At 42.8% G+C, this 25,852-nt stretch carries 31 protein-coding genes; 11 read left to right on the top strand and 20 right to left on the bottom strand.

Going from position 1 to position 25,852, the window contains the following annotated elements; all coding sequences use genetic code 11:
- Positions 1-213 precede the first annotated feature (213 nt).
- Complete coding sequence (locus tag CRO17_RS00870) at positions 214-1,380, top strand: cation:proton antiporter (protein ID WP_097038377.1); 1,167 nt, start codon at positions 214-216, stop codon at positions 1,378-1,380.
- Between the two features lie 61 nt (positions 1,381-1,441).
- Here the strand turns inward: CRO17_RS00870 and CRO17_RS00865 are convergent, their stop codons facing one another.
- Entirely contained in the window at positions 1,442-1,774 is a 333-nt protein-coding gene (locus tag CRO17_RS00865; RefSeq protein ID WP_097038375.1) for a CHY zinc finger protein, read from the bottom strand.
- A gap of 1 nt (position 1,775) precedes the next feature.
- Entirely contained in the window at positions 1,776-2,303 is a 528-nt protein-coding gene (gene lepB, locus CRO17_RS00860; protein ID WP_097038373.1) for a signal peptidase I, read from the bottom strand.
- Positions 2,304-2,489: 186 nt separating this feature from the next.
- On the opposite strand from lepB, the gene CRO17_RS17315 reads away from it, so the two are divergent.
- Together CRO17_RS17315 and CRO17_RS00850 are read left to right on the top strand one after the other, a co-directional pair.
- On the top strand, positions 2,490-3,407 hold the full coding sequence (locus CRO17_RS17315; protein WP_143595975.1) for a collagen-like protein: 918 nt from the start codon (positions 2,490-2,492) through the stop codon (positions 3,405-3,407).
- Positions 3,408-3,421: 14 nt separating this feature from the next.
- Positions 3,422-3,709, top strand: coding sequence for a DUF6795 domain-containing protein (locus tag CRO17_RS00850; RefSeq protein WP_097038371.1), 288 nt, complete (start codon positions 3,422-3,424; stop codon positions 3,707-3,709).
- A 61-nt stretch (positions 3,710-3,770) separates the two neighbouring features.
- Here CRO17_RS00850 and CRO17_RS00845 read toward each other — a convergent pair whose 3' ends face one another.
- The 7 genes from CRO17_RS00845 to CRO17_RS00815 form a co-directional block, all read right to left on the bottom strand.
- Complete coding sequence (locus CRO17_RS00845; protein WP_143595974.1) at positions 3,771-4,349, bottom strand: AAA family ATPase; 579 nt, start codon at positions 4,347-4,349, stop codon at positions 3,771-3,773.
- Positions 4,346-4,699, bottom strand: coding sequence for a VOC family protein (locus tag CRO17_RS00840; protein WP_097038369.1), 354 nt, complete (start codon positions 4,697-4,699; stop codon positions 4,346-4,348). Before CRO17_RS00840 ends, CRO17_RS00845 begins: the two co-directional genes overlap by 4 nt.
- Before the next feature lie 87 nt (positions 4,700-4,786).
- Positions 4,787-5,017: a hypothetical protein gene (locus tag CRO17_RS00835; protein ID WP_097038368.1), complete on the bottom strand. Its 231-nt coding sequence runs from the start codon at positions 5,015-5,017 to the stop codon at positions 4,787-4,789.
- Positions 5,018-5,126: 109 nt separating this feature from the next.
- A complete protein-coding gene (locus tag CRO17_RS00830) occupies positions 5,127-6,014 on the bottom strand; it encodes a helix-turn-helix transcriptional regulator (RefSeq protein WP_097038366.1) in 888 nt (295 codons plus the stop codon).
- 253 nt (positions 6,015-6,267) lie between these two features.
- A complete protein-coding gene (locus CRO17_RS00825) occupies positions 6,268-6,852 on the bottom strand; it encodes an LOG family protein (protein WP_097038364.1) in 585 nt (194 codons plus the stop codon).
- A gap of 4 nt (positions 6,853-6,856) precedes the next feature.
- Positions 6,857-7,948 carry a DNA alkylation repair protein gene (locus CRO17_RS00820; RefSeq protein WP_097038362.1) on the bottom strand — a complete coding sequence of 364 codons (1,092 nt, stop codon included), beginning with the start codon at positions 7,946-7,948 and terminating at the stop codon, positions 6,857-6,859.
- Positions 7,949-8,017: 69 nt separating this feature from the next.
- Positions 8,018-8,641, bottom strand: coding sequence for a LysE family translocator (locus CRO17_RS00815; RefSeq protein WP_097039993.1), 624 nt, complete (start codon positions 8,639-8,641; stop codon positions 8,018-8,020).
- Positions 8,642-8,715: 74 nt separating this feature from the next.
- On the opposite strand from CRO17_RS00815, the gene CRO17_RS00810 reads away from it, so the two are divergent.
- Complete coding sequence (locus tag CRO17_RS00810; protein WP_097038360.1) at positions 8,716-9,237, top strand: GNAT family N-acetyltransferase; 522 nt, start codon at positions 8,716-8,718, stop codon at positions 9,235-9,237.
- 58 nt (positions 9,238-9,295) lie between these two features.
- Positions 9,296-9,742, top strand: coding sequence for a YrvL family regulatory protein (locus tag CRO17_RS00805; RefSeq protein ID WP_097038358.1), 447 nt, complete (start codon positions 9,296-9,298; stop codon positions 9,740-9,742).
- Between the two features lie 21 nt (positions 9,743-9,763).
- On the opposite strand, the gene CRO17_RS00800 is transcribed toward CRO17_RS00805, so the two are convergent.
- The 6 genes from CRO17_RS00800 to CRO17_RS17400 form a co-directional block, all read right to left on the bottom strand.
- Positions 9,764-9,871, bottom strand: coding sequence for a YjcZ family sporulation protein (locus CRO17_RS00800; protein ID WP_077306200.1), 108 nt, complete (start codon positions 9,869-9,871; stop codon positions 9,764-9,766).
- 173 nt (positions 9,872-10,044) lie between these two features.
- Positions 10,045-10,425, bottom strand: coding sequence for a KGG domain-containing protein (locus CRO17_RS00795; protein ID WP_097038357.1), 381 nt, complete (start codon positions 10,423-10,425; stop codon positions 10,045-10,047).
- A gap of 247 nt (positions 10,426-10,672) precedes the next feature.
- Complete coding sequence (locus tag CRO17_RS00790; RefSeq protein WP_097038355.1) at positions 10,673-12,973, bottom strand: endonuclease; 2,301 nt, start codon at positions 12,971-12,973, stop codon at positions 10,673-10,675.
- Positions 12,974-13,165: 192 nt separating this feature from the next.
- Positions 13,166-14,581 carry a right-handed parallel beta-helix repeat-containing protein gene (locus CRO17_RS00785; protein ID WP_097038353.1) on the bottom strand — a complete coding sequence of 472 codons (1,416 nt, stop codon included), beginning with the start codon at positions 14,579-14,581 and terminating at the stop codon, positions 13,166-13,168.
- A 112-nt stretch (positions 14,582-14,693) separates the two neighbouring features.
- The gene (locus CRO17_RS00780) at positions 14,694-15,089 is read right to left on the bottom strand and encodes a thiol-disulfide oxidoreductase DCC family protein (protein WP_097038352.1); all 396 of its coding nucleotides are present in this window, start codon (positions 15,087-15,089) and stop codon (positions 14,694-14,696) included.
- Between the two features lie 200 nt (positions 15,090-15,289).
- Positions 15,290-15,433: a hypothetical protein gene (locus tag CRO17_RS17400; RefSeq protein WP_179636754.1), complete on the bottom strand. Its 144-nt coding sequence runs from the start codon at positions 15,431-15,433 to the stop codon at positions 15,290-15,292.
- A 163-nt stretch (positions 15,434-15,596) separates the two neighbouring features.
- On the opposite strand from CRO17_RS17400, the gene CRO17_RS00775 reads away from it, so the two are divergent.
- Positions 15,597-16,529 (top strand): LCP family glycopolymer transferase, encoded by a 933-nt coding sequence (locus tag CRO17_RS00775; protein WP_097038350.1) that lies wholly within the window; start codon positions 15,597-15,599, stop codon positions 16,527-16,529.
- Between the two features lie 10 nt (positions 16,530-16,539).
- On the opposite strand, the gene CRO17_RS00770 is transcribed toward CRO17_RS00775, so the two are convergent.
- Entirely contained in the window at positions 16,540-17,199 is a 660-nt protein-coding gene (locus CRO17_RS00770) for a YoaK family protein (RefSeq protein WP_097038347.1), read from the bottom strand.
- A gap of 102 nt (positions 17,200-17,301) precedes the next feature.
- Between CRO17_RS00770 and CRO17_RS00765 the strand changes: the two genes are divergently transcribed.
- Positions 17,302-17,907 (top strand): helix-turn-helix domain-containing protein, encoded by a 606-nt coding sequence (locus tag CRO17_RS00765; RefSeq protein WP_097038345.1) that lies wholly within the window; start codon positions 17,302-17,304, stop codon positions 17,905-17,907.
- A 52-nt stretch (positions 17,908-17,959) separates the two neighbouring features.
- Here CRO17_RS00765 and CRO17_RS00760 read toward each other — a convergent pair whose 3' ends face one another.
- Entirely contained in the window at positions 17,960-18,703 is a 744-nt protein-coding gene (locus tag CRO17_RS00760) for an SDR family oxidoreductase (RefSeq protein WP_097038342.1), read from the bottom strand.
- A gap of 583 nt (positions 18,704-19,286) precedes the next feature.
- The gene (locus CRO17_RS00750) at positions 19,287-20,267 is read right to left on the bottom strand and encodes an ABC transporter substrate-binding protein (protein ID WP_342748958.1); all 981 of its coding nucleotides are present in this window, start codon (positions 20,265-20,267) and stop codon (positions 19,287-19,289) included.
- Between the two features lie 107 nt (positions 20,268-20,374).
- On the opposite strand from CRO17_RS00750, the gene CRO17_RS00745 reads away from it, so the two are divergent.
- From CRO17_RS00745 to CRO17_RS00735, 4 genes are all read left to right on the top strand, one after another.
- A complete protein-coding gene (locus tag CRO17_RS00745; protein ID WP_097038338.1) occupies positions 20,375-21,376 on the top strand; it encodes a FecCD family ABC transporter permease in 1,002 nt (333 codons plus the stop codon).
- The gene (locus CRO17_RS00740; protein WP_097038337.1) at positions 21,373-22,380 is read left to right on the top strand and encodes a FecCD family ABC transporter permease; all 1,008 of its coding nucleotides are present in this window, start codon (positions 21,373-21,375) and stop codon (positions 22,378-22,380) included. Before CRO17_RS00745 ends, CRO17_RS00740 begins: the two co-directional genes overlap by 4 nt.
- A 167-nt stretch (positions 22,381-22,547) precedes the next feature.
- Positions 22,548-22,607 (top strand): putative holin-like toxin, encoded by a 60-nt coding sequence (locus CRO17_RS17980; RefSeq protein ID WP_371747644.1) that lies wholly within the window; start codon positions 22,548-22,550, stop codon positions 22,605-22,607.
- Between the two features lie 543 nt (positions 22,608-23,150).
- Positions 23,151-24,275 (top strand): FAD-dependent monooxygenase, encoded by a 1,125-nt coding sequence (locus CRO17_RS00735; protein WP_097038335.1) that lies wholly within the window; start codon positions 23,151-23,153, stop codon positions 24,273-24,275.
- 165 nt (positions 24,276-24,440) lie between these two features.
- Here the strand turns inward: CRO17_RS00735 and CRO17_RS00730 are convergent, their stop codons facing one another.
- Positions 24,441-25,214: an HAD-IIB family hydrolase gene (locus CRO17_RS00730; RefSeq protein WP_097038333.1), complete on the bottom strand. Its 774-nt coding sequence runs from the start codon at positions 25,212-25,214 to the stop codon at positions 24,441-24,443.
- A complete protein-coding gene (locus tag CRO17_RS00725) occupies positions 25,211-25,720 on the bottom strand; it encodes a GNAT family N-acetyltransferase (protein WP_097038330.1) in 510 nt (169 codons plus the stop codon). The genes CRO17_RS00730 and CRO17_RS00725 overlap by 4 nt, the downstream gene beginning before the upstream one ends.
- Positions 25,721-25,852 lie beyond the last annotated feature (132 nt).

Here is a 25,852-nt window from a genome sequence, read left to right as displayed (position 1 = left end):
CCTTTTTTGCCATAGACAAACGACTGATAAAACTGTTGTATCCGCTTTAAAATTGCTATATAATAAGCAGTAATCACATACATATGCACTTTCTGGAGGAGCCTGCCACACTAGGCCCCTCTGTGTTCATTTTTAGCATACCCTTAGGGATTCCTGGGGGTATGCTTTTTTTGTGCCCGGAAATTGCATAAATACATGTTAAAGGAGTAAGATATGGAATTTATATTACACTTAGCGTTAATTCTTTTGTTCACAAAAATTTCCGGTCAGCTTGCATTGAAGATTGGACAGCCATCTGTTCTGGGGGAACTTCTTGCCGGTGTCATCCTCGGCCCGGCTGTACTTGGCTGGATTCAGCAAACTTCCTTCATTCATGAATTCTCCGAAATCGGCGTACTGGTCCTCATGTTTATCGCTGGCCTGGAGACTGACTTGGAACAGCTGAAAGCAAATTGGAAGTCCGCTTTTGCAGTTGCCGTTCTTGGTGTGCTTTTCCCATTTATCGGTGGTTACAGCTTGGCACTAGCTTTTGGCATGAGCCAAGGTCATGCTCTCTTCTTAGCGCTGCTCTTCTGTGCGACGAGCGTGAGCATTTCTGTGCAAGCATTAAAAGAGATGAATAAATTGAACTCACGAGAAGGTACCACAATCCTCGGTGCAGCAGTTGTAGACGATATACTTGTTGTCGTTCTGCTGGCAGTATTAATGAGCGTGCTTGGTACAGGTGAATCAGTCAGCATAGGCGCTCTAATTGGTAAAAAAGTGCTCTTCTTTGGCATTATAATCGCAGCCTGCATTTGGCTGATCCCAATGGTGATGAAGCTGTTTGCTCGTTTCCAAGTAAGCGAAACAATTGTTTCAGCAGGCGTTATAATTGCACTTGCCTTCAGTTATTTCGCTGAATATATGGGCATTGCGGGCATTATTGGAGCGTTTGCCGCTGGTATTGCCATCTCTCAAACGAAACATAAGGAAACCGTGGAGCACAAATTGGAACCAATTGCTTATGGTATCTTCGTGCCTGTCTTTTTTGTCAGCATCGGCTTAAACATCAGCTTCGAAGGGGTCGGTTCCCAACTCTTGTTTATCGTGCTCATCAGTATAATGGCAATCGCAACGAAGCTTTTCGGCGGTGCCCTTGGAGCAAGATTAACTGGATTCAATGGCAGATCTTCAATGGCAATCGGAACAGGGATGGTTTCAAGAGGCGAGGTGGCGCTTATCATTGCAGGTACAGGTCTAAGCTCTGGCTTACTTGATCCGGAATACTATACGAGCATCATTATTATGGTAATTGTAACCACACTCGTGACGCCTTCTTTGCTAAAGTTCATTTTTTCTAAGACAGAGACTAGCGGAAAACAACGGTCAGCTTCCTAAGAAGCTAAGAAGCTCGTAAAACGCTTAGGTAGAATCCAGTATAAACAAAAGAGGCTGTCGCTTACTGACAGCCTCTTTCTGTTGATTCAAAGTATAAATGATGATGCAGCTGGCACCCTGGGTTGAATGCTGCATGGCAATACGGACAGTGCTCTGTATCCATGTATGCATGGATGCTAAGCGTTGTTTTACACACGCCGCATAAAATGGCTTGTTCATTGAAGTGTTCTCTCGGCCAGACAGCAGCTTCATGCCCAGCCGTCTCTTCATGACATTGGTAGCAAGGATAGAATTTGTTACAGCAAGCAAACTTGATTGCGATGACATCAAGCGGAGAGTGATAATGTTCACACCTTGTCTCCCCATCAACTGTTTTCCCATGTACGCGGCACATATTAATTACCAATATGGAAGTCAGAGAATGGATAGAAGGTCATCTTCACTTCTCCGATCACTTCTTCTTTTGATACAAAGCCGAAAATCCTGCTGTCCTTGCTGTTTGTACGGTTGTCACCCATAACGAATAGCTTTCCTTCAGGTACAGTTTGTTCGCCAGTCAGTTCTTTCAATTTGAAATCGCCGGTAATCATATCCTCTGGAAGATAAGATTGATCCTGTACTTCTCCATTTACGTACAACACATTATCTTTCACTTCAATCGTATCACCTGGTAACCCAATTACCCGCTTGATATAGTGGGCATCTGCATCTGGTGCGTTGAATACAACAATATCATTATGTTCAATCTTAGAGATCTTGCTGACAATGACATGATCACTGTTCTCATATGTCGGCAGCATCGATTCACCGTGCACAGTCGATGGTGTGAACAAAAAGTAGCGGCAAACGAAGGCAATAATGACAGCAATACCAATTGCTTTTATCCAAGAGAGAATCTCTCTCGTTGTTTTGTTTTCTGACATAATCCTATTCTCCTAACCTATCTTTTTGTAAAGTATAGGGTGCATTTCTTATTTTAGCAGTGTCAAAGATAGATGCAAAGCAGGATCTTTTCTTCTCTAGCCCAAACCAACTTATTCACTCCTGCATACGGTAGGATTGTGGCCTATAAGGCTCTACCCTTTTTACAGGAAGTGAAGTGATACGCAATGACTGATAAAAGATGTGATGATTGCAAGGAGATTAGATGCAAATGCTGTCAGCCTCCTCTAATCATTGAGATACCAGGAAGAACCGGCGTGACTGGACCAGCTGGACCAGCCGGACCTACTGGACCCGCAGGCCCGACAGGAGTAGGACTTCCAGGTCCAACTGGAGCAACAGGACCGTCCGGACCGGCGGGGGGACCTCCTGGACCGACAGGCGCTACAGGGGCAACCGGGCCAGCCGGGGGACCTCCTGGACCAACAGGTGCTACAGGACCAGCTGGACCTACTGGACCAGCTGCTTCCGTTTGCTGCCCTTGCACCAACTTGCTAGTTAATCCAGGTTTTGACTTATCTCCGCCTGGAGCACCTCCTGCAGGGTGGACATCCGATGATGCCACTGTCTTTACCTTCCCGAATGCTCATAGTGGAAGATTTGTAGCAAGTCCAACTGTCCCAGTTATTCAATCCGTTGGCATACGAGGACTAAACTCAAACCCTCCAGTTGGAGAGGTAGCAACACCTGGGTTCGTTAACCAGATTGTTTCAGTATCACCCGGCTGCTGTTACACACTAACCTTTGCTGCTGATGTGCGTGCAAATGGTATCCTCGTTGCGTCTGTGTCCTTTCCGCCGCAGCCTTGTCCACCTTTAATTACGAATACTGGTACAGCTGGTGGAACTGTAACAACAAATCCGATACTAACAAATAACATACCGCACATCATTGCAGTTTCCAACCAGCCACAGAGTGTGTTCCAACATTACACGTTAACGGTCTGTGCCCCGCCAGGAGCCACAACGGCCTGTATTACGTTCCAAAATGTCGGTAATGTCGCACCTGGCAGTACAGCATTTGTAGATAATGTTGTTTTCAAAACTACTGGCGGACCATGTGATACTTGTACGCAGAATTTTTAAAGGTGGTGTAACATATGGGAGACTGCGGATGTAGTGTTCCTGATTTGGAATTCCTGCAGGCAACTGAACTGACATGTCCAGCCCTGGAAGCTATGAAAGAATTCAACGAACGCGTTCATGGAAATGTTTCCTGCGGCGGCAATCCGCTTGAACATGTTAAAGTTACGCTAACAAATGATACTAACGCGGAAGAAGCTACTACTTTTACAGATAGTAATGGCAATTTTAGCTTTGCTTCTAGTTATTCTGGCAGTTCCGTTTTTATCGTTGCAAATGGAGAAAGAATTACGATGTCTTTATAAACAGGGGGGGTAAATCATGCCCCTCTCTTTTTTTAAAGAGACAGTATAAACAAACTTCGCTTTATCTCCATCTGGATGTCATTTGCATCCAGCGAACCTTCCACCACGGCCGGCAATCTTTATGCAAATTAAGACCTGCTCGTTCAGCTATTGCAGCCGCCACTTCATCTACTGCTAATTCATCTGTCACCAGCTTATTCTCGAATAGTGGATTTGCTAAGCCGTTCATACAGCGCGGAATCTGCTGGGCCGCCCATGAATTCTCCTTGTTTCCCCGTTTCGCCAAGCGCTTACCAAGCGTTTCAGCTGATGCAGCTAGCACAAAGTGAAGCACCTCGTGACCATCTTTACGCAATTGTCCGATAATCTCTTCATAGTTAGACGAATCTGTGATTGTCATTGGTACGAGAATAATACCCTCTGTGTTCGTTGTAAGGTAAGCCAAATGTTCTCGCACAATGGACCGCCATAAGGGATGGTTCTGAAAATCTGCTTTTTGCATGGAATTCGGTAGATTTTTTCTTATGTAGAGCCCTGCTTGTTCTGGGTCATAGAGGAAAGCGTGCGGAAGCCGATACTGAAGGGTGATTGCAGTCTGTGTCTTTCCTGCACCGAAAGCACCGTTAAGCCAAATAATCATTTCTTCTGTTGGCAGATCATTACAATATTGCCCTCAGGATCTTGGAGATTGAAAAAAGCGACCGCTTCATCCTCTTCCAACTCACGTACAATCTTGCCGCCTTGTGCTGTCACTTTCTTGTATGCCAGATGAATATCATCTGTTTCGAGCATAAATGCCGGACGAATCCCCGCTGTATTATTTCGGTTATCATCAATTATGAGACCTCTTCCGTCTCTCATCTCCATGAACTGAACCGGCCCTGTTGTTGGATGAGGTTCTGGTTTTCCTAATAATCTCGCATACCAATTCGCCGCTTCATTTGCATCTTTCACATGAATAAAGACACTGCCTACTTGGAACTCAGACATCACTCACCCTCCTGTTTTTTGAATATTTTACCACAAAACACAAAATGGTAATATAGGGAAATAGAATAAGAAAAAAGGACAGGCATATTACGTATGCTGTCCTTCCGTGTACCGTTTGGCATGCCCGTCTATTTTCTCCTTCTGTAATAAATCTGGTATAGCAACCATTAACATGATGAAAAGGAAGCCTAATTTAATGATTAACAATAGCGGCAGCTCAAAACCGCCTGCTATATTACCGACCACAAGCAATGAACATGTGAAGAAAATGCCCCAAATTGCTACGTAAGTGAATTGTCCAAGATGGTTTTTAATCAAGTGCCAGCAGACAGCAAAAGGCAGCAGGCTGGCAGCAATACCTCACTTGAGACATTTCGCTGCCAATAAAGAATGAGCCACCGCAAGCTATCTATCAGCATACCCGGCATCACACTAACTCTTCCTCAAACGAAAGATTAACAGGCTCCTCCTGTATGTCATAAGTCATATTCAAATTGGTTGTCGGAACAGATTCATCCACTTCTTCAAACCGAAATCCATCGGCCCAAACTTGTCCCTTGCCAGAAAGAATTACTCCGAATGAGATAATCGCACTGTTTTCCGGAACATCCAAGACAATACGGTATCTAGCCCAATTAGTTGTACCTTTAATTGGACGGTTGCTCATGTTATCAAATTGAATAATATCATCTGAAGAATTGTCGACCCGCATCCACATGCCAGCAAAGCTGCGCACATTTTCTGTTTTTAGGAAGCAGGTGAGCTGTATGCGCTTGCCTGCAAACTTTGCTGCTTTGAATTGCTGCATCATGGTGGCGAATTCTTCCGCTCCCATCACGGTTTTTGATTTTAAGTATCCTGACGCCTTGCCTTGGTGCACGTGCTTATAATCAATTCCCATTTCGTAATTGTGCGGATCTGTCCCGCTCAACATCCAGCCTGTTACTTTTTCTTCTACCATGTTCTCCTCCTTCTGATGCAGCATAACATGCATCATGCGTCGATATTTTCCTGGCGGCAGCTTGTAATACTTTTTAAAAGCCCTTGTAAATGCTTCTTGGGATTCAAAATGATACATAAACGCAATATCCAATATGCCCATCTCGGTATGCAGCAGCATGGCCGATGCTCCTGCCAATCGTCTTCTGCGAATATAGTCTGTGAGGGTTAACCCGACTGTAGCTTGAAATAGTCGATGAAAATGATACTGGGAAAATCCGGCTTGGCGAGCCACCTCGTCGGCTGATAGGGATTTGTGTAAGTTATTTTCTATATAGGTGAGTGCATGTTGAATCGCTTCCTCATGAACCTGCATACATCTGCCTCCTTTGATTACAGCTTACATCAAGCCACCTGCTGCTTTTTTGATTTTTTTTGCTAAATATAAATACTTACACCATGCGGCATTTGTCAGGAAAGACTGCTATATTGGGGTCGTGATGTACAAGTAGCTGTGACACACGAGCGAGGGTCTGTTCAGTATATATCATTAGAGAAGCTGCAGCCTTATCACTGGACATATGCTTATCCAGAGGAAGAGATCTTTAAAAAAGAAAAGAGCAGACACTTTATGTCTGCTCTGGTCTTCTGATATATGTTTTAACTGCTGGTGCTTCATACTGCCGGAATTTCTCCAGGAGACTCGCAGGGGTCGTATCGGATAACGTCATATCGCGGTATTTCTCATGCATGAACCGTTCATCTGCCATATGATTGAATAAATTAATCAGCAAATCATAATAGCCTTCTACATTTAAAATACCAAGCGGTTTCTTATGCAGACCAAGCTGTGCCCAAGTGAAGATTTCAAAGAATTCTTCAAGTGTCCCTGGTCCGCCCGGCAGTGCAACGAATCCATCGGCAAGCTCTGCCATCTTCGCTTTTCGCTCGTGCATGGAAGAGACAACAATCAATTCAGATACATGCGAATGCGCGACCTCTCGTTTTTCCAGAAAGTCAGGTATAACGCCGATTACATGACCGCCTGCTTTCATAGCGCCATCAGCAACTGCTCCCATTAACCCTACACTTGCACCGCCATATACAAGCGTAAGCTTCTGTTCGGCAAGCGTTTTTCCGAGTTCTTTAGCCGCCTCCATGTAAGCCGGGGATGCACCTTCACTAGAACCGCAAAATACTGCAATACGTTTCATACCTTCACTCCTTTTTGATTAGTTCCAACTCGGTACCCGCTACCTCTATACCATTTGCTAACAACGCAATCCGATGCACACCTGGATAGTGAACCCTGGTCGTAAAATCGCTCCATTTATGTACGCGTTCCTTTGCAATATCTTCGCCTGCTGCAAATACTCGATCAGAAAGAAGGAATTTCTTTGTTGTGATTTTCCGTTTTTTTATAAAATCAATGCTATATTCAATACGCAATTTTACCTGCTGCTTCACATGGAAAGAATAAGTGAGAGTAACTGCTTCACCGATATTCACTCGCTGTCTATCTGCTGCAATGGCAGCATCCGCCAGTGCGCCTTTGACATCTTCATATCCGAACAAGGCCAACACTTCTGGTTGACCGCTTCGCAGCAGTGTCCGGCAGCCGTGCCGAATGATCCAGTCTGTTTCCTTAGAATAGCCATTCCAGCGTTTTGCAGTTTGAATAACAAGCTCAGGATGATCTTTGCTGATATCATTTAAATTGTTGGCAACACTCTTCCGCACATACAAGGAAGGATCGGCTTTAAGTAATTCCAACACCTCCAGAACAGGCTGCGGATCAGCTTTGAATTGCCTGATTGCTTGTCCCCATGGCAGTCTTGGCCGACACCCTTCACTTGCCAGACGGCGAATGTGATAATTTTTTGATTGTGCCCATTCTTTCATCTTATTCATAATGCGCTCTGGTGCTTTAATCAGAAACGGTCTGATTGCAAACTCTGCCGTCGACCTTTTCGTAAACACCTCCAAAGCATGCAGCGAAAGCTCTTCATGTGCAGGATCTTGTCCAAATATCTCAACAAAGTCCGGAATAAACAAATAAGGAAATCCTTCACATTGTGCTTCAATTGCTAACAAGATGGTCACCGCCTCCGGATAATCATCTGGCAGCAGCGAACCCAGCACTAGTGCTATGCGACGTATTCTTGCTTTTAGCTCCAGCTCTTCCCAGCTGTCATCCATCACTTCAGCCAAAAACTTGTTCTCTGCAAATACCTCATATTCCTCTTTCACTACAGAAGCGAAATGTTCAAGAAATTCCTTTGTATACATCGCCTTCATCGGCTCTGCCACATGTACCGCCTCCATCGTATCTGTATCTTTATTTTACAGGAAATAAGCGGTAAACTACAATAAACCCATTCAAAAAATTCTGCTCAAAAAACGTACAAAGAATACAATCGCAAAATAGCTAAGTACCAACCCTGCACCAATCGAGACCCATTTCACAACTGTCTCATTCATTACTTTTCTTGTCCCAGCCACGATACTCATTAGTCCAATATCATGAACCTGAATACCTGCCAATACACCAAGTCCAGCTACAATGAAGGAAAGCTCGCTCCCTTCCGCAAAACTGCTGGATAGAAATGTCCCAAACACACTGATCCAAAATACAAGATTACTAGGGGAAACTGCTACAAGAAGTCCATTCTTGTAAGATGAAGCTAGCTTTTTTGTCGTTTTTTTGCCGGCTAATGTGATCTGCTTGTCCGCATTTTTAATACTATCGTACGCAATATACATTAAAAAGATTGCACCTAACAGCCACATACCTGTTTGGATTGCAGGGGCAGCTAAAATGGGAGCCAGCCCAAGAAATAGTGCAGCCATCAGGAGAAAATCGACTGTCATCCCGCCGACGCCTACCATCCATCCGTGCCAGAAACCATTCTTTAACCCTTGCTTTGTCATCTCAATCGTTACTGTACCAACTGGCAAGGCAATAGAGAAACCTAATAGTAAGTTTGTCAGAAATATAGAAATCACCACAACCACCGCCTTATATAGTTAAATCATACAATTTCGTTAATAAAAATACAATTAGAGGAGCGTATATAATGTCTAGTAAACAACTTGTCCACCTTCGTCCTATAGCAGTTTCTGATGCAGCACATCTCTTTGAATTCTGGTCTGATCCTGATGTGACAGCCTTTATGAATATTTCTCCCATGCAACGTGTTGAGCAAGCAGAAGAGATGATTGCATACATTACCCAGCTTAATAATGCGAATCGTTACACAATCGTATTGAATGAACATACAATTATTGGAACCTGCGGCTTCAACTATATTGACCCTGCGAATCAGCGAGGTGAAATTGGTTATGAATTAGGAAAGAAATATTGGAGAAATGGATACATGAATCAAGCATTGCAAACTTTGCTTCAAAAAGGATTTTTCCAGTTAGATTTAAACAGGATAGAAGCCAAAGTGGAACCTGGAAACAGAGCATCACGCATGTTGCTTGAGAAAATCGGCTTTCAGCAGGAAGGTACATTACGTCAATACGAGAAGCTGGATGGCGTGTTTCTGGATATGGTCTTCTATAGCCTGCTGCAGACTGACTATACAGCTATATGAAACTTCCAGGTGAACTATTCGTAGAATAAAGCAGTGTGTATGTATGAGGTGATGATAAATGAGTAAAAGAAACAAAAAAACAAAGACCTTCATTACCTCTCTTTTAACATTAGTAGTGGTATGTACCTTTGCGTTTATAGCTGTACTGTATTATTTTGGATTTCTAGGTGCTTTCAGCATTCTTGATGTCTTTTATGAAACACCAAAGCACTTAGCTGTTTTTGTCGGCATCTATCTAATTTTAAGTATCATCGGGGAACTTTTTGTCAAAGGTATTTACTATATTAGAAAGAGAAAGCGCAGGGCCGATACGTTCTCTGAATACATGCTATTATTTTGTATGAACTTTATAATGAATTGGCTTATCATTTCAATGATTGATGACCTTTATCAACCTGTTCTTGTAGAGTGGTACACGGAAATTGTACTCGGGGCTTTCATTTCTCTTGCAGAAGTTCTCCTGAATAATGGCAGTAAAAAGAAGAAAGGAGACCGCAGCAACTGACTGCGGTCTCTTTCCTATTGATTAGTAACCGCCGCCAACGTAAGAAGCACCGATGATAATCAACAAAATGAAAAGCACTACTAAAAGCGCGAAACCGCTGCCGTAACCGCCACCGTAACCTTCAGACATGATATCCCCTCCTTTTCTTTTCAAGCCATTCTATGTAGAGGGAAACCAATGCGTACCGACTAGCAGCATAGAAAATTACAAACAGCAAAAATCGCTTCCGAATATAGTCTCAACTGCATTCGGAAGCGATCATTTTTGCTTTTTCAATGGTTCACACTGCTTTCGTGTTTATATTAGTTGTTGTCGCTGTTGGAACGGCCGCCTTTAGAGCCAATCTCTTGGAAATGCTTTTTGTCATGAGACTCTGCATTTGCTTTACCGCCTTTGGAACCGATATCTTCATAGAAATCTTCTCCATGGCTGTCTGCAGTAGATTGTCCGCCTTTAGAGCCGATGTTTTGGAAATGCTCTTTGTTATGCTCTTCCGCGTTTGCTTGTCCGCCTTTGGAGCCGATATTTTGGAAATGCTCTTTATCATGCTCACTTGCGTTAGCGTCTCCGCCTTTGGAGCCAATTTCTTGATAAAATTCTTTATCATGATTCTTAGATGTTGCTTGTCCGCCTTTTTTTCCCGCTTCTTCATAACTCATTTTACCGTTATTATTGTCTGCCATGTTAATCTCCTCCTCAAGAAAAATATATCTCTTTCGTAGTAGCTTAACGATGCGCGGCCACGCTTAGTTAGTGTATTCCCGGATTGCACCTCTCTAAACGAGATGAATAAAAGTTAGGACAAAAGTTGGGCAATAGAGGATGTCGTATATCTTATGCGGCATTATTTCTCCGCACCTTAGAAAATTAATTGCTGTGTGCCAAAGCATTAAAAAGAAGCAGGCATCATCCTGCCTGCTTCCCTCTATGTTATGCAGCACATTTCCAGCTTTTATCATGCCCTTTCCCTTTCCCTTTCCCTTTTCCTTTATCCGCTCCTTTATGCTTTCCGTTATCTGTTTTGCATGGAGCAGGAACAGGTTGTTCTTCTGCAGGCTCTTCTGCTTGTACAAATTCAGTAATGTTATCTGGCGCCACAGGTTTTAACTGATACGTTCCATTGAAAATGGAAGATACGCCTGTAATGTTTACTGTATCTCCTTCCTGGAACTGTGAAACGAAAGTTGAGTAGTCTAATCCAATTCTGTTATCGACTCGCACTCGTGTTACATTACCGTCTGCTGATTTTGCGTCAAACTCAAATGTACCGTAAGTGTTAACCTCTTCTACGTTTGTTACTGTTACTTCTGTAAGTTTTACTAGCTGCCCCTGATTTGTTTCATCGATCGCTGAAACAAGCTTCGGCGCTGGAATGTCTGCTTGTCCAATCACTTCAGACTGGATAATGTCGGTCAATTCTACTTCGTCATTATAGGTTGTTTTTACGCCAGTAATTTGAATACGATCTCCTGGCTGGAAGCTTTCACTGTCCTGAAAAACATAAATACCGGCAGAGTCATCTTGCATATAGAAACCTTTGCCTCCAAAACTGCCTGTTTCAGAAGTTACGATACCTTCCACCGTCACTATTTCTCCGTCCGCCGCTTTGCGCGCTTCCTGGATCGCTGCTGTGTCTGGCAGCTTCACTTCATCGCCTGGCAGCGGTTCAGTCGCTACATTGCCTACCTGAACTGATTTCGTCAGTACATTATCACCATCCTGCCGCACTCGCAAGTTTGCTGTACCATCTGCTGTGGCAGGATTTAGCTGTGCCGGAACTTCGATTGTCGCTCTCCCTGTTGCATCAGCTGTAACAGAGAAACGGCTGCTATATCCGTAACTGCTTGGCCATGTTCCCGTTGTATTGAACTTTCCGATTTGCTGTCCGCCAGGCATATATGCGCCTAACTGCAGATCAGTCAGCGTTTCACCCGGTTGTAAGTTTTCCACTACTAAGCGTACGGTAAATTCCTGCTGCGTCGGCAATGTTGCTGGTGTCACAACGTCGTATGTCGGATTTGATGCCACTTCATCAGATCCATAGGAACCAGCTGCAAACGTACTTGGATCATACCAGCGATAGCCCGTTGGCGGATTTCTCCATGGCTCTGCTTCTGTTTCAGTTGTCAGTTCTGGATTTTCATTTATCTCTGCTGTTTCGAGAAGCGGTGTTTCTTCACTTAGTGTGATAGAAGTTTCCTCGAAGCTTGCGTAGGTTTCTTTCTCACTCAGCCAGTTCATAACATTCAGCAAATATTGACCATTATTTCCTTCTCCAGTGAAGCCATCATACGTACGCTTTGTGCTGCCGCTATCTTCTCGAAGGTACTTCGGTGTAGCATCCTCTACTGGTGAGGAATCTCCAATAAATGCCGCTTTCCCTTGCTCAACTTTTGAGATGGCAGCAAAAGCTCCCTCATCAATTCCACCGCCCGCATATACTCCCTGGTCAACAGCATTCGGCCAAGCCGGGATATTTTCCGGGAAATAGATAAGACCTTTCGCTTTTGTTGGGTCGAGGATTGTCAGGGTAGCACCTGCATGGGATTCTACAACATCAATACCCTCTGTAATTCCGAAAGAATCAGCCGGACTTACAACAGTTTGTCCAGATTCAATGTCACCTACCGCATTGAAGCGGAATCGAATCCCAAAATTGTCACCAAGCCAGTCAGAACTTTCTACACCTTGCATTCGGTCAGAATTTGCTTCGTCCGCCGTCATTCCTTTTGCAGGATCATCAAATGCACCGCGACGGTATCCATTGAAAATCTCACCGGAGTCCCAGCGATTGTAGTTGCGATCCGCATTATAATGGTCCCCAATGAAGAAAATACTGCCGCCTTCCTGCGTATAGCGCAGCATCGCATCCTGTTCCGATGCTTTAAACGGAATATTCGGTTCCGGAATTACAAAAACGTCATAAGCGCTTAAATCGCTGTAAGTAATTGGCGACGTTTTTCGCAGCTCTTTTACATAATAGCCTTCCTTCGCTAATGCATTTCCGAAATCAGAAAATGCACCGTCGATTACCCAATCGGATGCACCTGCTGTTTGGCCATGCGTGTTATCAAATAATACCTTTTTTCCATTAGCTTCGCCTGTCGGCTGCAGCTCCGGCGCCGGATCAGCTGCTGTTTCAGCATCACTTTGCTGCGCATAGCCGAACAGCGTTACTGGGATAAGTAAAACCGCCAAAATGAGACCTTTCCAATCCATCGCTTTCTTCACGAATAGATTCCTCCCTCTGTTTTATAAGATGAGCATAGCAAATCCTCCACTATCTTTGGGCACCTTTACAAAAAAGCTACACAAGCAGAGGAATATTTACGCTGCTGTCATCTTACTGTATAAAAGGAGCAGCATAAGTCTTCTCACAACCTCGGGACACAAAAAAACTGCATGCTTTTGCATGCAGCTCAGTTAATCTATAACGGATCGCGCCGGTGTGCCTTCCTTCAAGGAAAAATCTCTGCTAGAGACATCTGTATATTGGACTTCCATATAAACAGAATCGGTTTCCTGTCCGGTTGCTTCTTTATAGCTTGTGAAATCATGATATTCCGCTTGCTTCCAAGTCCAGCTTACATCCAAGTTCTGTTCTTCCTCATAAACGTTTCGATCTAAATATGTGTTTGTATTTGTCTGGTAGTCGTTCGCAATAAACAATCCTGTCTTACTGGCCGTAAAGACATTATGAGAGATTGTGTTATCTTGAATATCATGCTGCAGAAGAAGCTGGCCGCCATATAAATCTTCCGTATCGTTTTGATAAAGAACATTGTACGTAATAGAAGCATTCTTCGTACCGCCTCGGCCCTTATCGTATCCGCCAATTGAAATGCCTGTATAATGATTTTCGTAGACCTCGTTCTTTGTTATCTTTATGTTATCTGCATAGCGGCCTTTGTGCTCGGACGTCGCTTCAATGCCTATATCATTACGAAACACTCTATTATGTTGGACCGTGACATTATGTGCGCCGTCGATATAAATGCCGCCTGCAGCATATTCTTCGCTATATGCTGGGTTTCCGTACGAAGAATTATTATGAACCATGTTGCTCTCGACTGTACCGTTTCTTACGTAGTCGGCTTCCGGATCCTCTGCTACGCCTTCATAACCAATTAGATCAATTCCTATATTATTGTTATTTCGGACTCTGTTTCCTGATATAGTAAAACCATCAATGTTGCCGTTTAAGACGACTGCCTCACTGGCACCAAGCGTCAATTCCTCCACAACATTGTCCATAATCTGGATTTGTTTCATTTCACCAGTTCCATACACCGCAATACCATGTGCATTTCCTTCATCCGAAGTTGTTTCTATATGCTGGATATAGTTCTGGATAATCGTGATATGATTGCTTTTACCTGTCACATAAATACCCATCACTGCCAAATCAGAAGCATTTGTCTTCAGATCTTGAACAGTTAATCCTTGAATCGTTACGTAGCTCTGACTGTCTATATGTAGTAATGCTGTGTCTTCTTCCGGCTCCAAATCACGGCCGCTTATAATGACTTTTTCGTTATCATAGTTACGAATGATCAACGGCTTAGCTTTCTTACCGCTATGGTTAACCTCAACACTGCCAAAATAAGTGCCGCCTCGGATATAGATTGTGGTTCCAGCTTTGGCTTGATCAACTGCCGCTTGAATAGTACGCAGTGGGTTCTCTTTTGTCCCATCATTCTCATCGTCACCGTCGGTTGCGACGAATAGCTGTTTTGAAATGGTCACTGCCGCCACTTCTTTCTCGTTGTTTGCTGTGATTGCATAGATAACTGCACCGATTAAGCAGAGCACTATTGCAATCAGGATGGATAATCTCATTTGCTGACTCTCTTCTTTACATAAATTTGCCGTTCAGGCCACTGCTAGTATGATACAGTTGATACAGCTATTTGTATAGAAGAAAACCCTATTCTTCACAATATCTTCATTGTCATAAAAATCGCTCTTTTAGCGCAGGAGATGGCAGCATGCATTCGTTTTGCCGACCGAACCAGCGATAACGATTTTTGGCTACATAACGATATAATGTATTCCTAATGGGACGCGGAATAACCCACGCTGCGGCTGCTAGTTTCCACACTCCATCTAAGTGTCTGGCTATACGTACTACCGCACTCGATTCGGTATACACTTTCCCTGCCTTAACGAGTAGAATACTATCCACGCCATCCGGAATTTGGTCATCACCAGCTAGTGCCGTGCCAGCATCGCTCTGCAAAGAAGCAAATTTAAAGTAAGCCTTTCGATCGTGTTTTATGATGAATTGAACACTATTATTGCAAAGGTTGCACACACCATCAAAGAGAATGATTGCTTTGTTGTTCATTTTATACCTCCTTTCCTCTTCATTCAGCGTATACGAAATATATACCCTAAAATAATTCTAATAAAATAAACAGATACCCGGTTCTGGTTATGCTATGTAACTACATAACAGTTCAAAGCTATGATGATCACGTGCCTGCTTAATAAGCATAAGGTTTTTTTACAAAAAACTGCAGGGCAGCTGGCCCCGCAGTCTTTGTTTTAGAAAAATAGTTGAAGCAGTTTTACCGTTTTATGAGCAGCATCAAGTACTTGGTTGCATGCGGCAGGTATGACAGTGATGAGAGCTAGAAGAAGAGCCATATTATCATTTGGCTGTTTTGGGTTGTGAGGGTGTTCCTTCATCGCAGACAATCCTCCCTTCGATTTTACATCGGCAGGTTCGTTGCTTGGATATAAATGTTGGTTGTTAGAAGGATATAGTTAGTATTTCCTCCTTGCGTACATTTATGCATTGTTGACAAATAGTCAACAAGAGCGTACCTTGTAATAGTTAGGGAGGTGCATTATGGAAAAACAACGACACACAAACAGAAAGCGAAAACGTCGAATTAGCAAATATATTCTGCTCATCCTCTTTGTTCTGCTAATTGGAGCAGGTTCCTTTTTCTTTCTAACTGCTAGGGATGTAAAGCAGACAATAGACAGTATCCAGAAAGATTCAGCAGTAATCGATGAAGGAGTGACCTCTGAAAAGATTAAGAATAAAGAAAGGATTAATATACTTTTGCTTGGTATTGATGAACGAGAGTTTGATTCTGGAAGATCCGATGCCATGCTGCTCATGTCATTGGACCCAAACACAGAATCGTTGGATTTGGTAAGTATTCCGCGTGATACTAGAACAGAAATTGTCGGACATCATACAATCGACAAGATTAATCACGCCTATGCTTTTGGTGGTGTAGACATGGCCGTGGAAACAGTAGAGGAATTGTTGAACACTGATATTGATTATTTCGTAGAGATCAATATGCAAGGTCTTGCTGATCTAGTTGATGCAGTGGACGGCGTCACCGTAAACAATGATTTAGATTGGTATGATGAAGGTTTTTACAAGAAAGACTATCATTACAAAAAAGGCCAAATCAACTTGAATGGTGATCAAGCATTAGGATATACAAGGATGCGTCACTTAGATCCAGATGGTGATTTCGGAAGAAACAGTAGACAGCGTCAGGTAATTGAAGCCATTCTTAATAAAGGTGCTAACATCAAATCTGTCAGTAAAATAGACGACTTGCTAGATGTATTGGGGAAAAATGTACAAACAAATATTAATCTCGCTTCTATGCGTCATCTGTTCACAGATTACCGTAATGTACGCAACTCTATTCAAGAGCATGAGATAAGGGGCCAAGGTACAAAGATTGATGGTATTTACTATTTGATAGTACCTGAGGATGAGATAGCCGCCGTTCATAAAAGTATAAGCAAATGAGAAGAAAATCCTAATCGGATCTTCTTCTCATTTGTTTTAGCTCTTCTTTATTTTGGACCAGCAATACAAACGCCAGAATTGCTATACCTAACCAGATTGTTGTAAGCCCGATCAACCTTAGACTTAAGCTGGCTGCCGATGCTCCAGCTAAGTAAAGGAAAATTGCCCCTCCTCTTAGATATGCATCCGTTGACAGCTTCTGAGAGCCTTTCTTTATTCTAAGCATGATTCCTTCTATCAATGCAGCAAGTGTACTTGTCAACACTGTTGAGGAAAGTCCGGCAATCTTTAAGTTCCTTCCTGCTATCGTTTGCATTCCCATCGCTGCACTCAGCACGAAGAGCACTACTGCTGATACTCGCCCACCTATTGAGGTAAATTGGATTACGATTGCCACTAGTATAAGCAGGATAATTTCCCAAAATAAAATTGTGTTCGTTTTTTTCACAAACACAGCAACTGCAACTCCAATAATAAAACCAATTAACGCCAAAGCGGCATTACTTAAAATAACCTCTCTGGCATCACCTACTCCTATTCCTAATAATACAATGTTTCCTGTCATGTTAGCGGTAAACACATGTGATAAACCGATATAACCAATTACATCAATCACTCCCGCTACTGCACATAGGAGCAAGATGGTCATGCGGTCTCTTTTTATCTGCATTTTATCCCCCTCTTTCCTATGTATTTCTACCTTAATTGTTGACAATTTGTCAACTACTTAGTACGGTTAAGGAGTGAATTTGAAAAGAGGAGCTGCGATATAATGAATGTTGAAAAAAATTCGATAGGAAACCTGCTGCGTGAGTTAATCCAACAAAATAAATTATCGATTCGTGAATTGAGCAGACGCACCGCCATCGACGCTGCCATCATATCTAAAATTATAAATGGCAAAAGGAAAGTAACCGTTAACCACCTTAAAAAGTTTAGTGAAGTTCTAAACGTATCACACGAAGAACTTATGCGTACTGCAGGATTTCTAGATCAAAATGCTTTACAACAAACAGAACAGCATTTGGAAGCGCTATGTAAACAGGCTGACCCTTCCTTTACAGCAGAAAGAGTACGGAAACAGCTAGCTGGTTATGAAGAAGTTGCCCTTACAGAAGGCGGCAAAAAAATCATTGAGGAAAAATTTAATGAAAAAATCCAGTCTGTTGGAAGTGTTGGTAAATTGGTGAGTGACCTGAAAACCATGTTTTCCAAACTTCAATCCGGATTAGCAACTAAGCATGAAATAATCATCTTTGGCGCTGCTTTGCTTTATTTTATCAACCCCATTGATGTACTGCCTGATTATATATTTCCGTTTGGATATCTAGACGATACACTAGCAGTGCAGGCTGCTTTGCTGAACAGCAATAAATGACGGCAGGAAATGATGCATGCGTTTTGGTAAGACAAGTCTGACCAGATCCAAGTTACCTCCGGTCAAATCCGCCTTCTGAATGCAGCTCCTGCCCCGTTATCCAATAGCCATCATCTCCTACGAGAAAACGAATTAATCTTGCCGCATCATCAGGCTCTCCAATTCTTCCCATTGGAAAGTTTGGCAGCAATGCTTTTCGTATATCATCTGTCATCCATGTGCTGTCTGTCGGTCCTGGATTAACTGCATTCACGTTGATACCAATGGAAGCCAATTCAGCTGCTAAAGATTGGCTGAATGCAGTGATGGCCCCTTTTGTAGCAATGTAGGCCAGTTCTCCCGGCATTGGTCCTTTGCTTTGTCCAGAAGTGAGATTTACGATACTTCCCCAACTCGCGGGTTTCTCCTGCTCAAACAACTTTGCAAAACCTGTACAAAGGAGGAAAACACTTCGCATATTTACTGCGTAATGCCGATCCAGCTGCCTCTCATCCAATTCATGATATGTACCGTCTTCCGAAAATGCCGCGCAGTTAACCAATACTGCCGGGACACCAAGCCGCTGTACTTCCTCCAGAATATATGCGGCTGCCCCAGATTCCTCTAAATCTACTTCGAGGCCTTCACATCTGACACCAAGCGCGCGTATTTCAACAGTAAAGTGATCCGGCCACGTTTCACCTGCTTGCCAGTATGTAAAAAAGATATCCATTCCTTGTTCAGCCAATCGGCGGCACACAGCAGTTCCAATGGAGCGCGGATACGAAACACCCGTTACAATCGCTAGCTTTCTCATTTATGAACCTCCCTTTTACCAACTATTAATATTATTCGTGTACAATGGGAGTAAATCCTTTGAAAGGAGTCTACTCTTGAAAAAACTCCTTATCTTTCCTTCAGTTAGTATCTTCGTCATACTTGCTGTCTTTGGATGGTTGCTTTACAAGGCATTCACTGACACGTCATTTTCCGGAAGTGACACCACTATGCTCTTTGTTATCCCATGCTTTATCATTACATGGAACTCGAAAAATACAGCGACCTTTTCACTTTACGGTGCATTCCTTTTTGTAACTGCGATATATACAGTTTTAGAGAGTTTCCAGACTAATCAGCCCAGCATTTACCTCCTCATCACCCTTCTTATCGGGACGCTTTTGCTTCCAATAGAGACGCTTATCAAGACAGCAAAAAAGCAGGAGTAGACCTTTAAACGACATGTTTAAGCCTAAAACTTTGCATACTGCCTTATAACTCGACATGTAACAACAGTGTTTCTCCTTCAACGTTCACAATCTTTGATCTCTCTTGTTTTTCGTAAAACACTTCCTGCAATCAAAAAACTTCTCCCCCATTTTTCACAGGGAAGAAGCTTGTCCTTACTTCACTAAGCTTTCAACTGCATCGTCTACAATTTGTTCGTTTGCAATTGGGCCAGTGTACAGCCAGCTTGTTTCTTTATCATACTTATAAACATTGCCTTCTTTAATAGCTGGTACATTCGCAAGCAATGGATCTTCAAGAATTTCAGAGCCGTCGCCTTCATCACTATTGATTAAGAAGAGGTGGTCAACATCCATCGTTGCTAGTTGTTCAAGAGAAACTGGATTCCAGTTTGCTTCTGCGTTTTTAGAGATTTCTTTCACGCCTTCTGGAGCTGTGATGCCCAAGTCACCATAAAGAACTGCACCGCTGGATAAATTCTCACTTACGATATAAAGCTTTCCGCCAACGAGCCAGACAGCAGCTGCGGATTCATCTCCGATGGCTTGCTGAATCTGTTCTTTTGCTTCAGCGGCTTTTGCATCATAGTCCTTCAGTACTTGCTCCGCTTTGTCTTCTTTGCCGTAGATTTCACCGACTGTTTGCAATTCTTTGCGCCAGTCGCCATTCTCTTCCGTACCCATCACGTACGTCGGAGCAATCTTGTTGTACTGCTCATATTTATCGCCTTCTACCATGGATGCTGAATCCATGATAATCAAATCCGGCTTATAACTAGCTACTGCTTCAAAAGGAAGCGTCGAATCAATTGTAGGTACATCCTTAAGGCTGTCCTGTAAGTATCCTTGCGGGTCACCATTATTTACAGACCATTGTGCTGCTGGTGTAATATCGAGTGCGACAAGGTTGTCTTCCAAATAAGAAGCAATCACATTTTTCGGGTTAGCCGGAATCTCCACTTCATTATCCATCGCATCGGTCATCGTGCGCGTTTCGTTACTCTCTGCATTATCAGAAGCATTATTTTCAGCTTTATCACTTGAATCGTTGCTGCCGCAACCTGTTATAATAAACACAACACTGGCGAAGACTGCCAGAAGTAAAGACATACTCTTTCTTTTGAACAAGGTACTCACCTCTTCGTTTATGATATAATCTTCAATAAATGATAACAATTATCATTATCAATTACAAGCATATTTCATATATCTGGCATACATAGAGTGAAGAAAGCGGGTTAACGATGCAAGTACGCAGACTTTTGGGCACAATCATCCTTATCGCAGGTACGCTACTGCTGATTTTCTCAATCGGACTATCCATCATTTTCGGTGTTTCCGACATTTCCCTCGGCACTGTCTGGAATAGTATTTTCCATTATGATGCAACAAATACATCTCATCAAATTATTCAGCGACTTCGGCTGCCGCGGACAGTAGCAGCAGTATTGATTGGTGCTATGCTGGCGGCGTCTGGAGCAATTATGCAAGGCATGACACGTAATCCGCTCGCCTCTCCTCAGATTATGGGGGTTACATCAGGGGCCACATTCATGATTGCGATTGCACTTGTGTTTCTGCCTGGCTTGTCCAATGTACACTTACTCTTTTTTGCGTTTGCTGGAGCGGGACTTGGTCTTGGGCTTGTTTTTGGTGTCGGTCTGCTGGCGCGAACAGGATTAACACCTGTGAAACTAGCCTTAGCAGGTACAGCCATCACTGCATTGCTCGGTTCGTTCTCCAATGCATTGGCTATCCATTTCGATGTGGCTCGGGATTTGAGTTTTTGGTATGCGGGCGGCGTAGCGAATGTACAATGGGATACCGTGAAGCTGTTATTCCCTGCGGCAGTTATTGGAATGATCCTAGCACTATTCATTAGCGGATCTGTTACCACACTCAGCCTGGGCGAAGATGTTGCGACTGGTCTTGGTCTTAAAACAAGCGCCGTGAAAATTGCGGGTGTGCTTGTTGTTCTTATTTTGACTGGGGCGGCTGTTTCAGTTGGCGGAACAATCGGTTTTATCGGCTTGGTTATTCCCCATATCACACGCTTTATCGTTGGACCGGATTATCGCTGGATCATTCCTTGTTCTGCTATCCTAGGCGGTATTTTACTGAACTTTGCAGACATTCTATCTCGTATGGTCAATCCGCCATTCGAGACACCTGTCGGCGCCCTTACAGCATTAATCGGTGTTCCATTTTTCATTTATTTAGCTCGCCGGGAGGGTAAGAACATATGATACATTCCGTGAAAAAGACAAGCATCGCAGCGATTAGTATCATCGCCGCTATCTTGATTATCTTCTTCATCAGTTTATATACAGGGACCATTCCGATTGGTCCTGCAGATGTCATCAAAACTTTACTCGGTACAGGAGACGGCTCTTATGATGTGATTCTTTTTGATTTTCGCCTCCCGCGAATGGTGATTGCACTTCTGATTGGTATCGGCATGGGTATTGCAGGTGCCATTCTTCAAGGTGTATCTCAAAACGGGCTAGCTGATCCAGGTATTCTCGGCATAAATGCAGGTGCCGGCTTTGCTGTCGTTCTTTATATTTTCTTCTTGCAGGACCAACTAGCAGGAAGCGGCAGTCTGCAAGTGTTCATTATGCCAATTTTCGCTTTTGCCGGAGCTTTTTTAGCAGCAGGCCTCGTCTATACGCTGGCTTGGAAGAAAGGCATAACACCTGTACGTCTCATTCTAGTCGGCATTGGTATTAATGCTGCATTTGGCGGATTAATTATTGTGTTCCAACTGATGATGGAACCAAAAGATTTCACGCAGGCCACTGTATGGCTTAACGGCAGCATCTGGCAAACGAGCTGGAACTATGTGCTCGCCCTTTTGCCATGGATTGTTTTGCTTGTGCCATTCGCTATATATAAAGCAAAAGCACTGAACGTATTAACACTTGGTGACCAGCTTGCAACAGGCGTTGGAGCTCCCGTACAAAAAGAGCGTACATTGCTGCTGCTGACAGCTGTCGGTTTGGCAGGAGCTTGTGTGTCTGTCGGAGGAGCCATTACGTTTCTTGGACTTGTGGCGCCGCATTTGGCACGACGTATAGTCGGTCCGAACCACAAGCATCAGCTTCCGATTTGCGCATTAATTGGCGCACTCATTATGCTAGCTGCTGATACGTTATCACGAACACTATTGGCACCATCAGAAATTCCGATTGGACTGGTAGTCTCAGCAATCGGCGCACCTTATTTTATTTACTTATTAATTAAAGACTGAACCTCTGCCTTCGCAGAGGTTCAGTCTTATTTCCCGCCAAGCTGTGTTGTTTGGTATAATATGTTATGTACAAGTTAACGACTCACTCAAGGGCGGTCTGACTCATTCCCCAAAAGGGGGTGAGGCGTATAGCGATAATCGAGCTCCTGCTGTCGATTGGCAAATTAATGTTTGCATTTGGCATGTTTCTGCTCGCATTGCTGACTTATTTAGACAATAAAAAATAGACCCCCTTGAGCCCTGAACAAGTCTAAGGTGGTCTATTTTCTCATGAAAATATTCTGAGTCAGCGCCATGATGGTCGCTTGTACACAACCAGGGTGCGCCAACACCCTGGTTTTTTTATGGTATTCATTATCTACGTTCAATATACCACTTCTCATGGCAGTTCTTCAAGCGGCACCTTTTGACTGCTGTTTACTTTCTTATATAAAAACCTATCCATCATTCTTCATGCCTTGATAAATGCTCTTCTCTGGATAATAGAAGCCGTAAATCTGCACTTCTATTAACATGCTTGTCATTTATTCGTTAAGCGAGTCACAAATCTTGTAAGAATCAAAGTCTTAAAATTTCCTTTTATGATATATAAAATATTACATGTAGGATTTAACTTAAATTACTAAATGACGTCACAACTAGATTTTTTTATACAAACTGTACTACGTCTAAAGAGTAATAAGTAACCTCTCTGCTATTAATTCTGAACAAGATATCTTTATTTTTCAAGCAATTTCTTCACGTATGAAACTTAGAAGGGTAGTGTAACTATGCAAAAAGGATTAAAAAATGCCACAGTAATAGGAGCTGGTATTGGAGGTTTATCTGCTGCTATTGCATTAAGAAAAACAGGCTTAGACGTAACCGTATATGAAAGAAATACGAAAGACCACGCAGGTGGAACTGGCATTACACAGCCTCAAAATGTATTTAGCGTCCTGAAGGATTTAGACATATATGAGGAATGCCTGAAAAGCGGAGTCCAATTAGATTATATGGAGATGCTGGACAAAGAAGGCAATCTGCTTTTTGAAGCCAACGAAAAGTTTATAGATAAAGAAGGACCTGGAAGGAATGCTATTTGGCGCTCCACGCTAAAGGATGTTCTTCTTTCGAAAGCATTGTCACTTGGCGTTAACGCAGAATGGGAGAAAAACCTTATTAATTATAAGGAAAATGAACACAATGTCTCTCTCTCCTTCCATGATGAAACGCAAATCACAACAGATCTGTTAGTAAGTTTTGATGGAATACGATCTAACGTGAGAGATATTATGTTAGGTAGAACCGTTTCCCCTCAATACCTAGGAATGGGAGCATGGAGAATTCCAATCACTTTTGAGAAAAATGCGTTGTCTAAAAAAGGTTTTATCATGAAAGACGGAACGACAAAGCTAGGTGTTTTCCCTCTGACCGATACGGATGGATATGCATTTATTCTGACGCCTGTTCCTGCAGACTATTGGGATGAGGAAGAGAAACGTTATGACACTGTTCGTAACATGCTCGAACCTTTTCACGGAAAAGGAGATTTTATAAAAACATGTTTTACAAGAGATACTCCGATTATTTTCAGTCCCATTGAAGAAGTAGTATTAAAGGAGAAATGGTACACTAACCGTGTCGTAATTGGAGGCGATGCAGCTCATGCCAGTGCTCCAACGCTCGCTCAAGGAGCCGCGATGGCTTTAGAAGACGCAAGTGTATTAGGACAAGAAATCTCTAAAGTTTCTTCTTTAGCACAAGCTTTACATGCTTATTACACAAGACGATTTCCAAGAGCCAATGCGATCCAATCCTTTTCTTCAGAAGTTATTCGGAACGAATTAGCTGGTAATTTTAATCAAGCAGAAATTATAGCTAAGAGTAACTCGATTCTCCAGCAAGCATACTAATATTGCTTAAAGATTAGTATGCTTGCCCCATATTAGATTGCTTTGCATCTCTTAGTCTAAATAAAGTTCGGTATCGCATGTAATATAGATGGATTTGTAAAGCGGATAGAATATCCTATCCGCTTTCTTTGAGTTCTCTTATAAAAAGCAACTTCGCATTGCGCTTTAGGAGTGTACAAAAACTCTTCCTGCTGCAATATCCTCTAAACTATCCACAATCGTTTGTTCACAGGCATCGTCAAGCGGGATATCCACATGTGCATAACCTATTAACTCTTCCTGTTCACCTATCCTAACAGCGTACTTCGCATGGCGAAGCATCTCGATGTCATTCGCATCATTGCCAAAAGCGATATATTCCCCTTCACTGATCCCAGCTTGTTGGATAGCTGTCCATTTATCGATACCTGGCGGGCTGATATCTACAATATCCTCTCCGTGGTGGCGATGCACCCGCAACCCTAGTGCTTCTGCTTCTGCAGCCACTTTTCCTTGATCAGCAGATTGGAGAATGAGTATTTTTACTACCTCATTTAATTTTTCCAGCTGCACTTGTTCTGCCAGATTATCCGGGTCCAAATTTGCCTTTATCGGATGCATTGGATCGCCTGTATACGCATAATTCCAGTCTCCATCAATCAGATAAGCCGCATTATACATTTTTATTATTTGTTTCATAGCAGCTACTTGTTCGGATGAAAATGCCCGCAAGAAAGCAATCTTTCCATTACGGGAAATAAGTGATCCGTTGCCGCCTATCAAGGTAGCCGAATGAAAGTGCTGATCGATAACTGGGAGTAAATCACGTATCGGCCGAGCTGAGGCAAATATTACTTGATGGCCATTTTGCTCCAGTTCTTTAAGCGTATCCATTATTTTTTTCGTCACCGGTTTGCCTTTAAAACAAATTGTACCGTCTAAATCAAAGATAAAATTCATGTTTGTTCCTCCAGCATTAGTGCCATATGAATTTCAGTAATATATGTATCTTCTATTTTCATTGCATTTTTTTCAATTGCAAATTGCTTAAAACCAGCTTGTTCATAAACATGCTTCGCCACATGATTGGTCGCTGCAACCACTAAATTTACTTTCTCTATTCCTTCTCGCTTGCGGGCTGCTTGAACCATATGTCTTATCAGCATTTTTCCATACCCATTCCCTTTGACTTCCGGGGCCAAGTATACGGCAACTAACTCCGCTCGGTGCTGCAGCTTCGTTAATAGCTCATATCGTAATGTTGCATTTCCTGCAAGCTTTCCATCATTAAATATTCCATAGGTTTCTGCAGTTGCACTCGTTAAATTTGCTTTCACTTGCTCAATTGGCCGGTTTGCCGCTTCCTCATACGTCGTACTAAAAGCATCCGGATGATGTTGCAAAGCTTGTAACCTTAGTTCCCAATATGCTTCTGCATCTGCGGCTGTTAATCTTCTAATCTCCATAGGTCTCTCCCCTTCTTTTCAGTCATCTAGAAAATCTGTATCCCAGTGTGCTCAAAAGTAATACTTGGTCTACTAAAATCAAAAACATGTCATTTACTAGTAATCTTCCATTAATTCTAAACGAATTCAGCC

The organism is Terribacillus aidingensis, assembly GCF_900215625.1.
GTDB classification, from domain to species: domain Bacteria; phylum Bacillota; class Bacilli; order Bacillales; family Amphibacillaceae; genus Terribacillus; species Terribacillus aidingensis.
Note: the sequence above shows the minus strand (reverse complement) of the source record. Positions and strands in the feature narration are given on the sequence as shown.

Bases quoted from the DNA above. Each gene is read 5' to 3' on its own strand.
- CRO17_RS00775 (WP_097038350.1), top strand. From the start codon at position 15,597: ATGGAAAAACAACGACACACAAACAGAAAGCGAAAACGTCGAATTAGC.
- lepB (WP_097038373.1), bottom strand. From the start codon at position 2,303: ATGTCAGAAAACAAAACAACGAGAGAGATTCTCTCTTGGATAAAAGCA.
- CRO17_RS00760 (WP_097038342.1), bottom strand. From the start codon at position 18,703: ATGAGAAAGCTAGCGATTGTAACGGGTGTTTCGTATCCGCGCTCCATT.
- CRO17_RS00725 (WP_097038330.1), bottom strand. From the start codon at position 25,720: ATGGAGATTAGAAGATTAACAGCCGCAGATGCAGAAGCATATTGGGAA.
- CRO17_RS17315 (WP_143595975.1), top strand. From the start codon at position 2,490: ATGACTGATAAAAGATGTGATGATTGCAAGGAGATTAGATGCAAATGC.
- CRO17_RS00805 (WP_097038358.1), top strand. From the start codon at position 9,296: ATGAGTAAAAGAAACAAAAAAACAAAGACCTTCATTACCTCTCTTTTA.
- CRO17_RS17400 (WP_179636754.1), bottom strand. From the start codon at position 15,433: ATGAAGGAACACCCTCACAACCCAAAACAGCCAAATGATAATATGGCT.
- CRO17_RS00830 (WP_097038366.1), bottom strand. From the start codon at position 6,014: ATGCAGGTTCATGAGGAAGCGATTCAACATGCACTCACCTATATAGAA.
- CRO17_RS00810 (WP_097038360.1), top strand. From the start codon at position 8,716: ATGTCTAGTAAACAACTTGTCCACCTTCGTCCTATAGCAGTTTCTGAT.
- CRO17_RS00840 (WP_097038369.1), bottom strand. From the start codon at position 4,699: ATGTCTGAGTTCCAAGTAGGCAGTGTCTTTATTCATGTGAAAGATGCA.
- CRO17_RS00740 (WP_097038337.1), top strand. From the start codon at position 21,373: ATGATACATTCCGTGAAAAAGACAAGCATCGCAGCGATTAGTATCATC.
- CRO17_RS00785 (WP_097038353.1), bottom strand. From the start codon at position 14,581: ATGAGATTATCCATCCTGATTGCAATAGTGCTCTGCTTAATCGGTGCA.
- CRO17_RS00780 (WP_097038352.1), bottom strand. From the start codon at position 15,089: ATGAACAACAAAGCAATCATTCTCTTTGATGGTGTGTGCAACCTTTGC.
- CRO17_RS00770 (WP_097038347.1), bottom strand. From the start codon at position 17,199: ATGCAGATAAAAAGAGACCGCATGACCATCTTGCTCCTATGTGCAGTA.
- CRO17_RS00795 (WP_097038357.1), bottom strand. From the start codon at position 10,425: ATGGCAGACAATAATAACGGTAAAATGAGTTATGAAGAAGCGGGAAAA.
- CRO17_RS00730 (WP_097038333.1), bottom strand. From the start codon at position 25,214: ATGAATTTTATCTTTGATTTAGACGGTACAATTTGTTTTAAAGGCAAA.
- CRO17_RS00765 (WP_097038345.1), top strand. From the start codon at position 17,302: ATGAATGTTGAAAAAAATTCGATAGGAAACCTGCTGCGTGAGTTAATC.
- CRO17_RS00870 (WP_097038377.1), top strand. From the start codon at position 214: ATGGAATTTATATTACACTTAGCGTTAATTCTTTTGTTCACAAAAATT.
- CRO17_RS00845 (WP_143595974.1), bottom strand. From the start codon at position 4,349: ATGATTATTTGGCTTAACGGTGCTTTCGGTGCAGGAAAGACACAGACT.
- CRO17_RS00850 (WP_097038371.1), top strand. From the start codon at position 3,422: ATGGGAGACTGCGGATGTAGTGTTCCTGATTTGGAATTCCTGCAGGCA.
- CRO17_RS00800 (WP_077306200.1), bottom strand. From the start codon at position 9,871: ATGTCTGAAGGTTACGGTGGCGGTTACGGCAGCGGTTTCGCGCTTTTA.
- CRO17_RS00865 (WP_097038375.1), bottom strand. From the start codon at position 1,774: ATGTGCCGCGTACATGGGAAAACAGTTGATGGGGAGACAAGGTGTGAA.
- CRO17_RS00745 (WP_097038338.1), top strand. From the start codon at position 20,375: ATGCAAGTACGCAGACTTTTGGGCACAATCATCCTTATCGCAGGTACG.
- CRO17_RS00825 (WP_097038364.1), bottom strand. From the start codon at position 6,852: ATGAAACGTATTGCAGTATTTTGCGGTTCTAGTGAAGGTGCATCCCCG.
- CRO17_RS00735 (WP_097038335.1), top strand. From the start codon at position 23,151: ATGCAAAAAGGATTAAAAAATGCCACAGTAATAGGAGCTGGTATTGGA.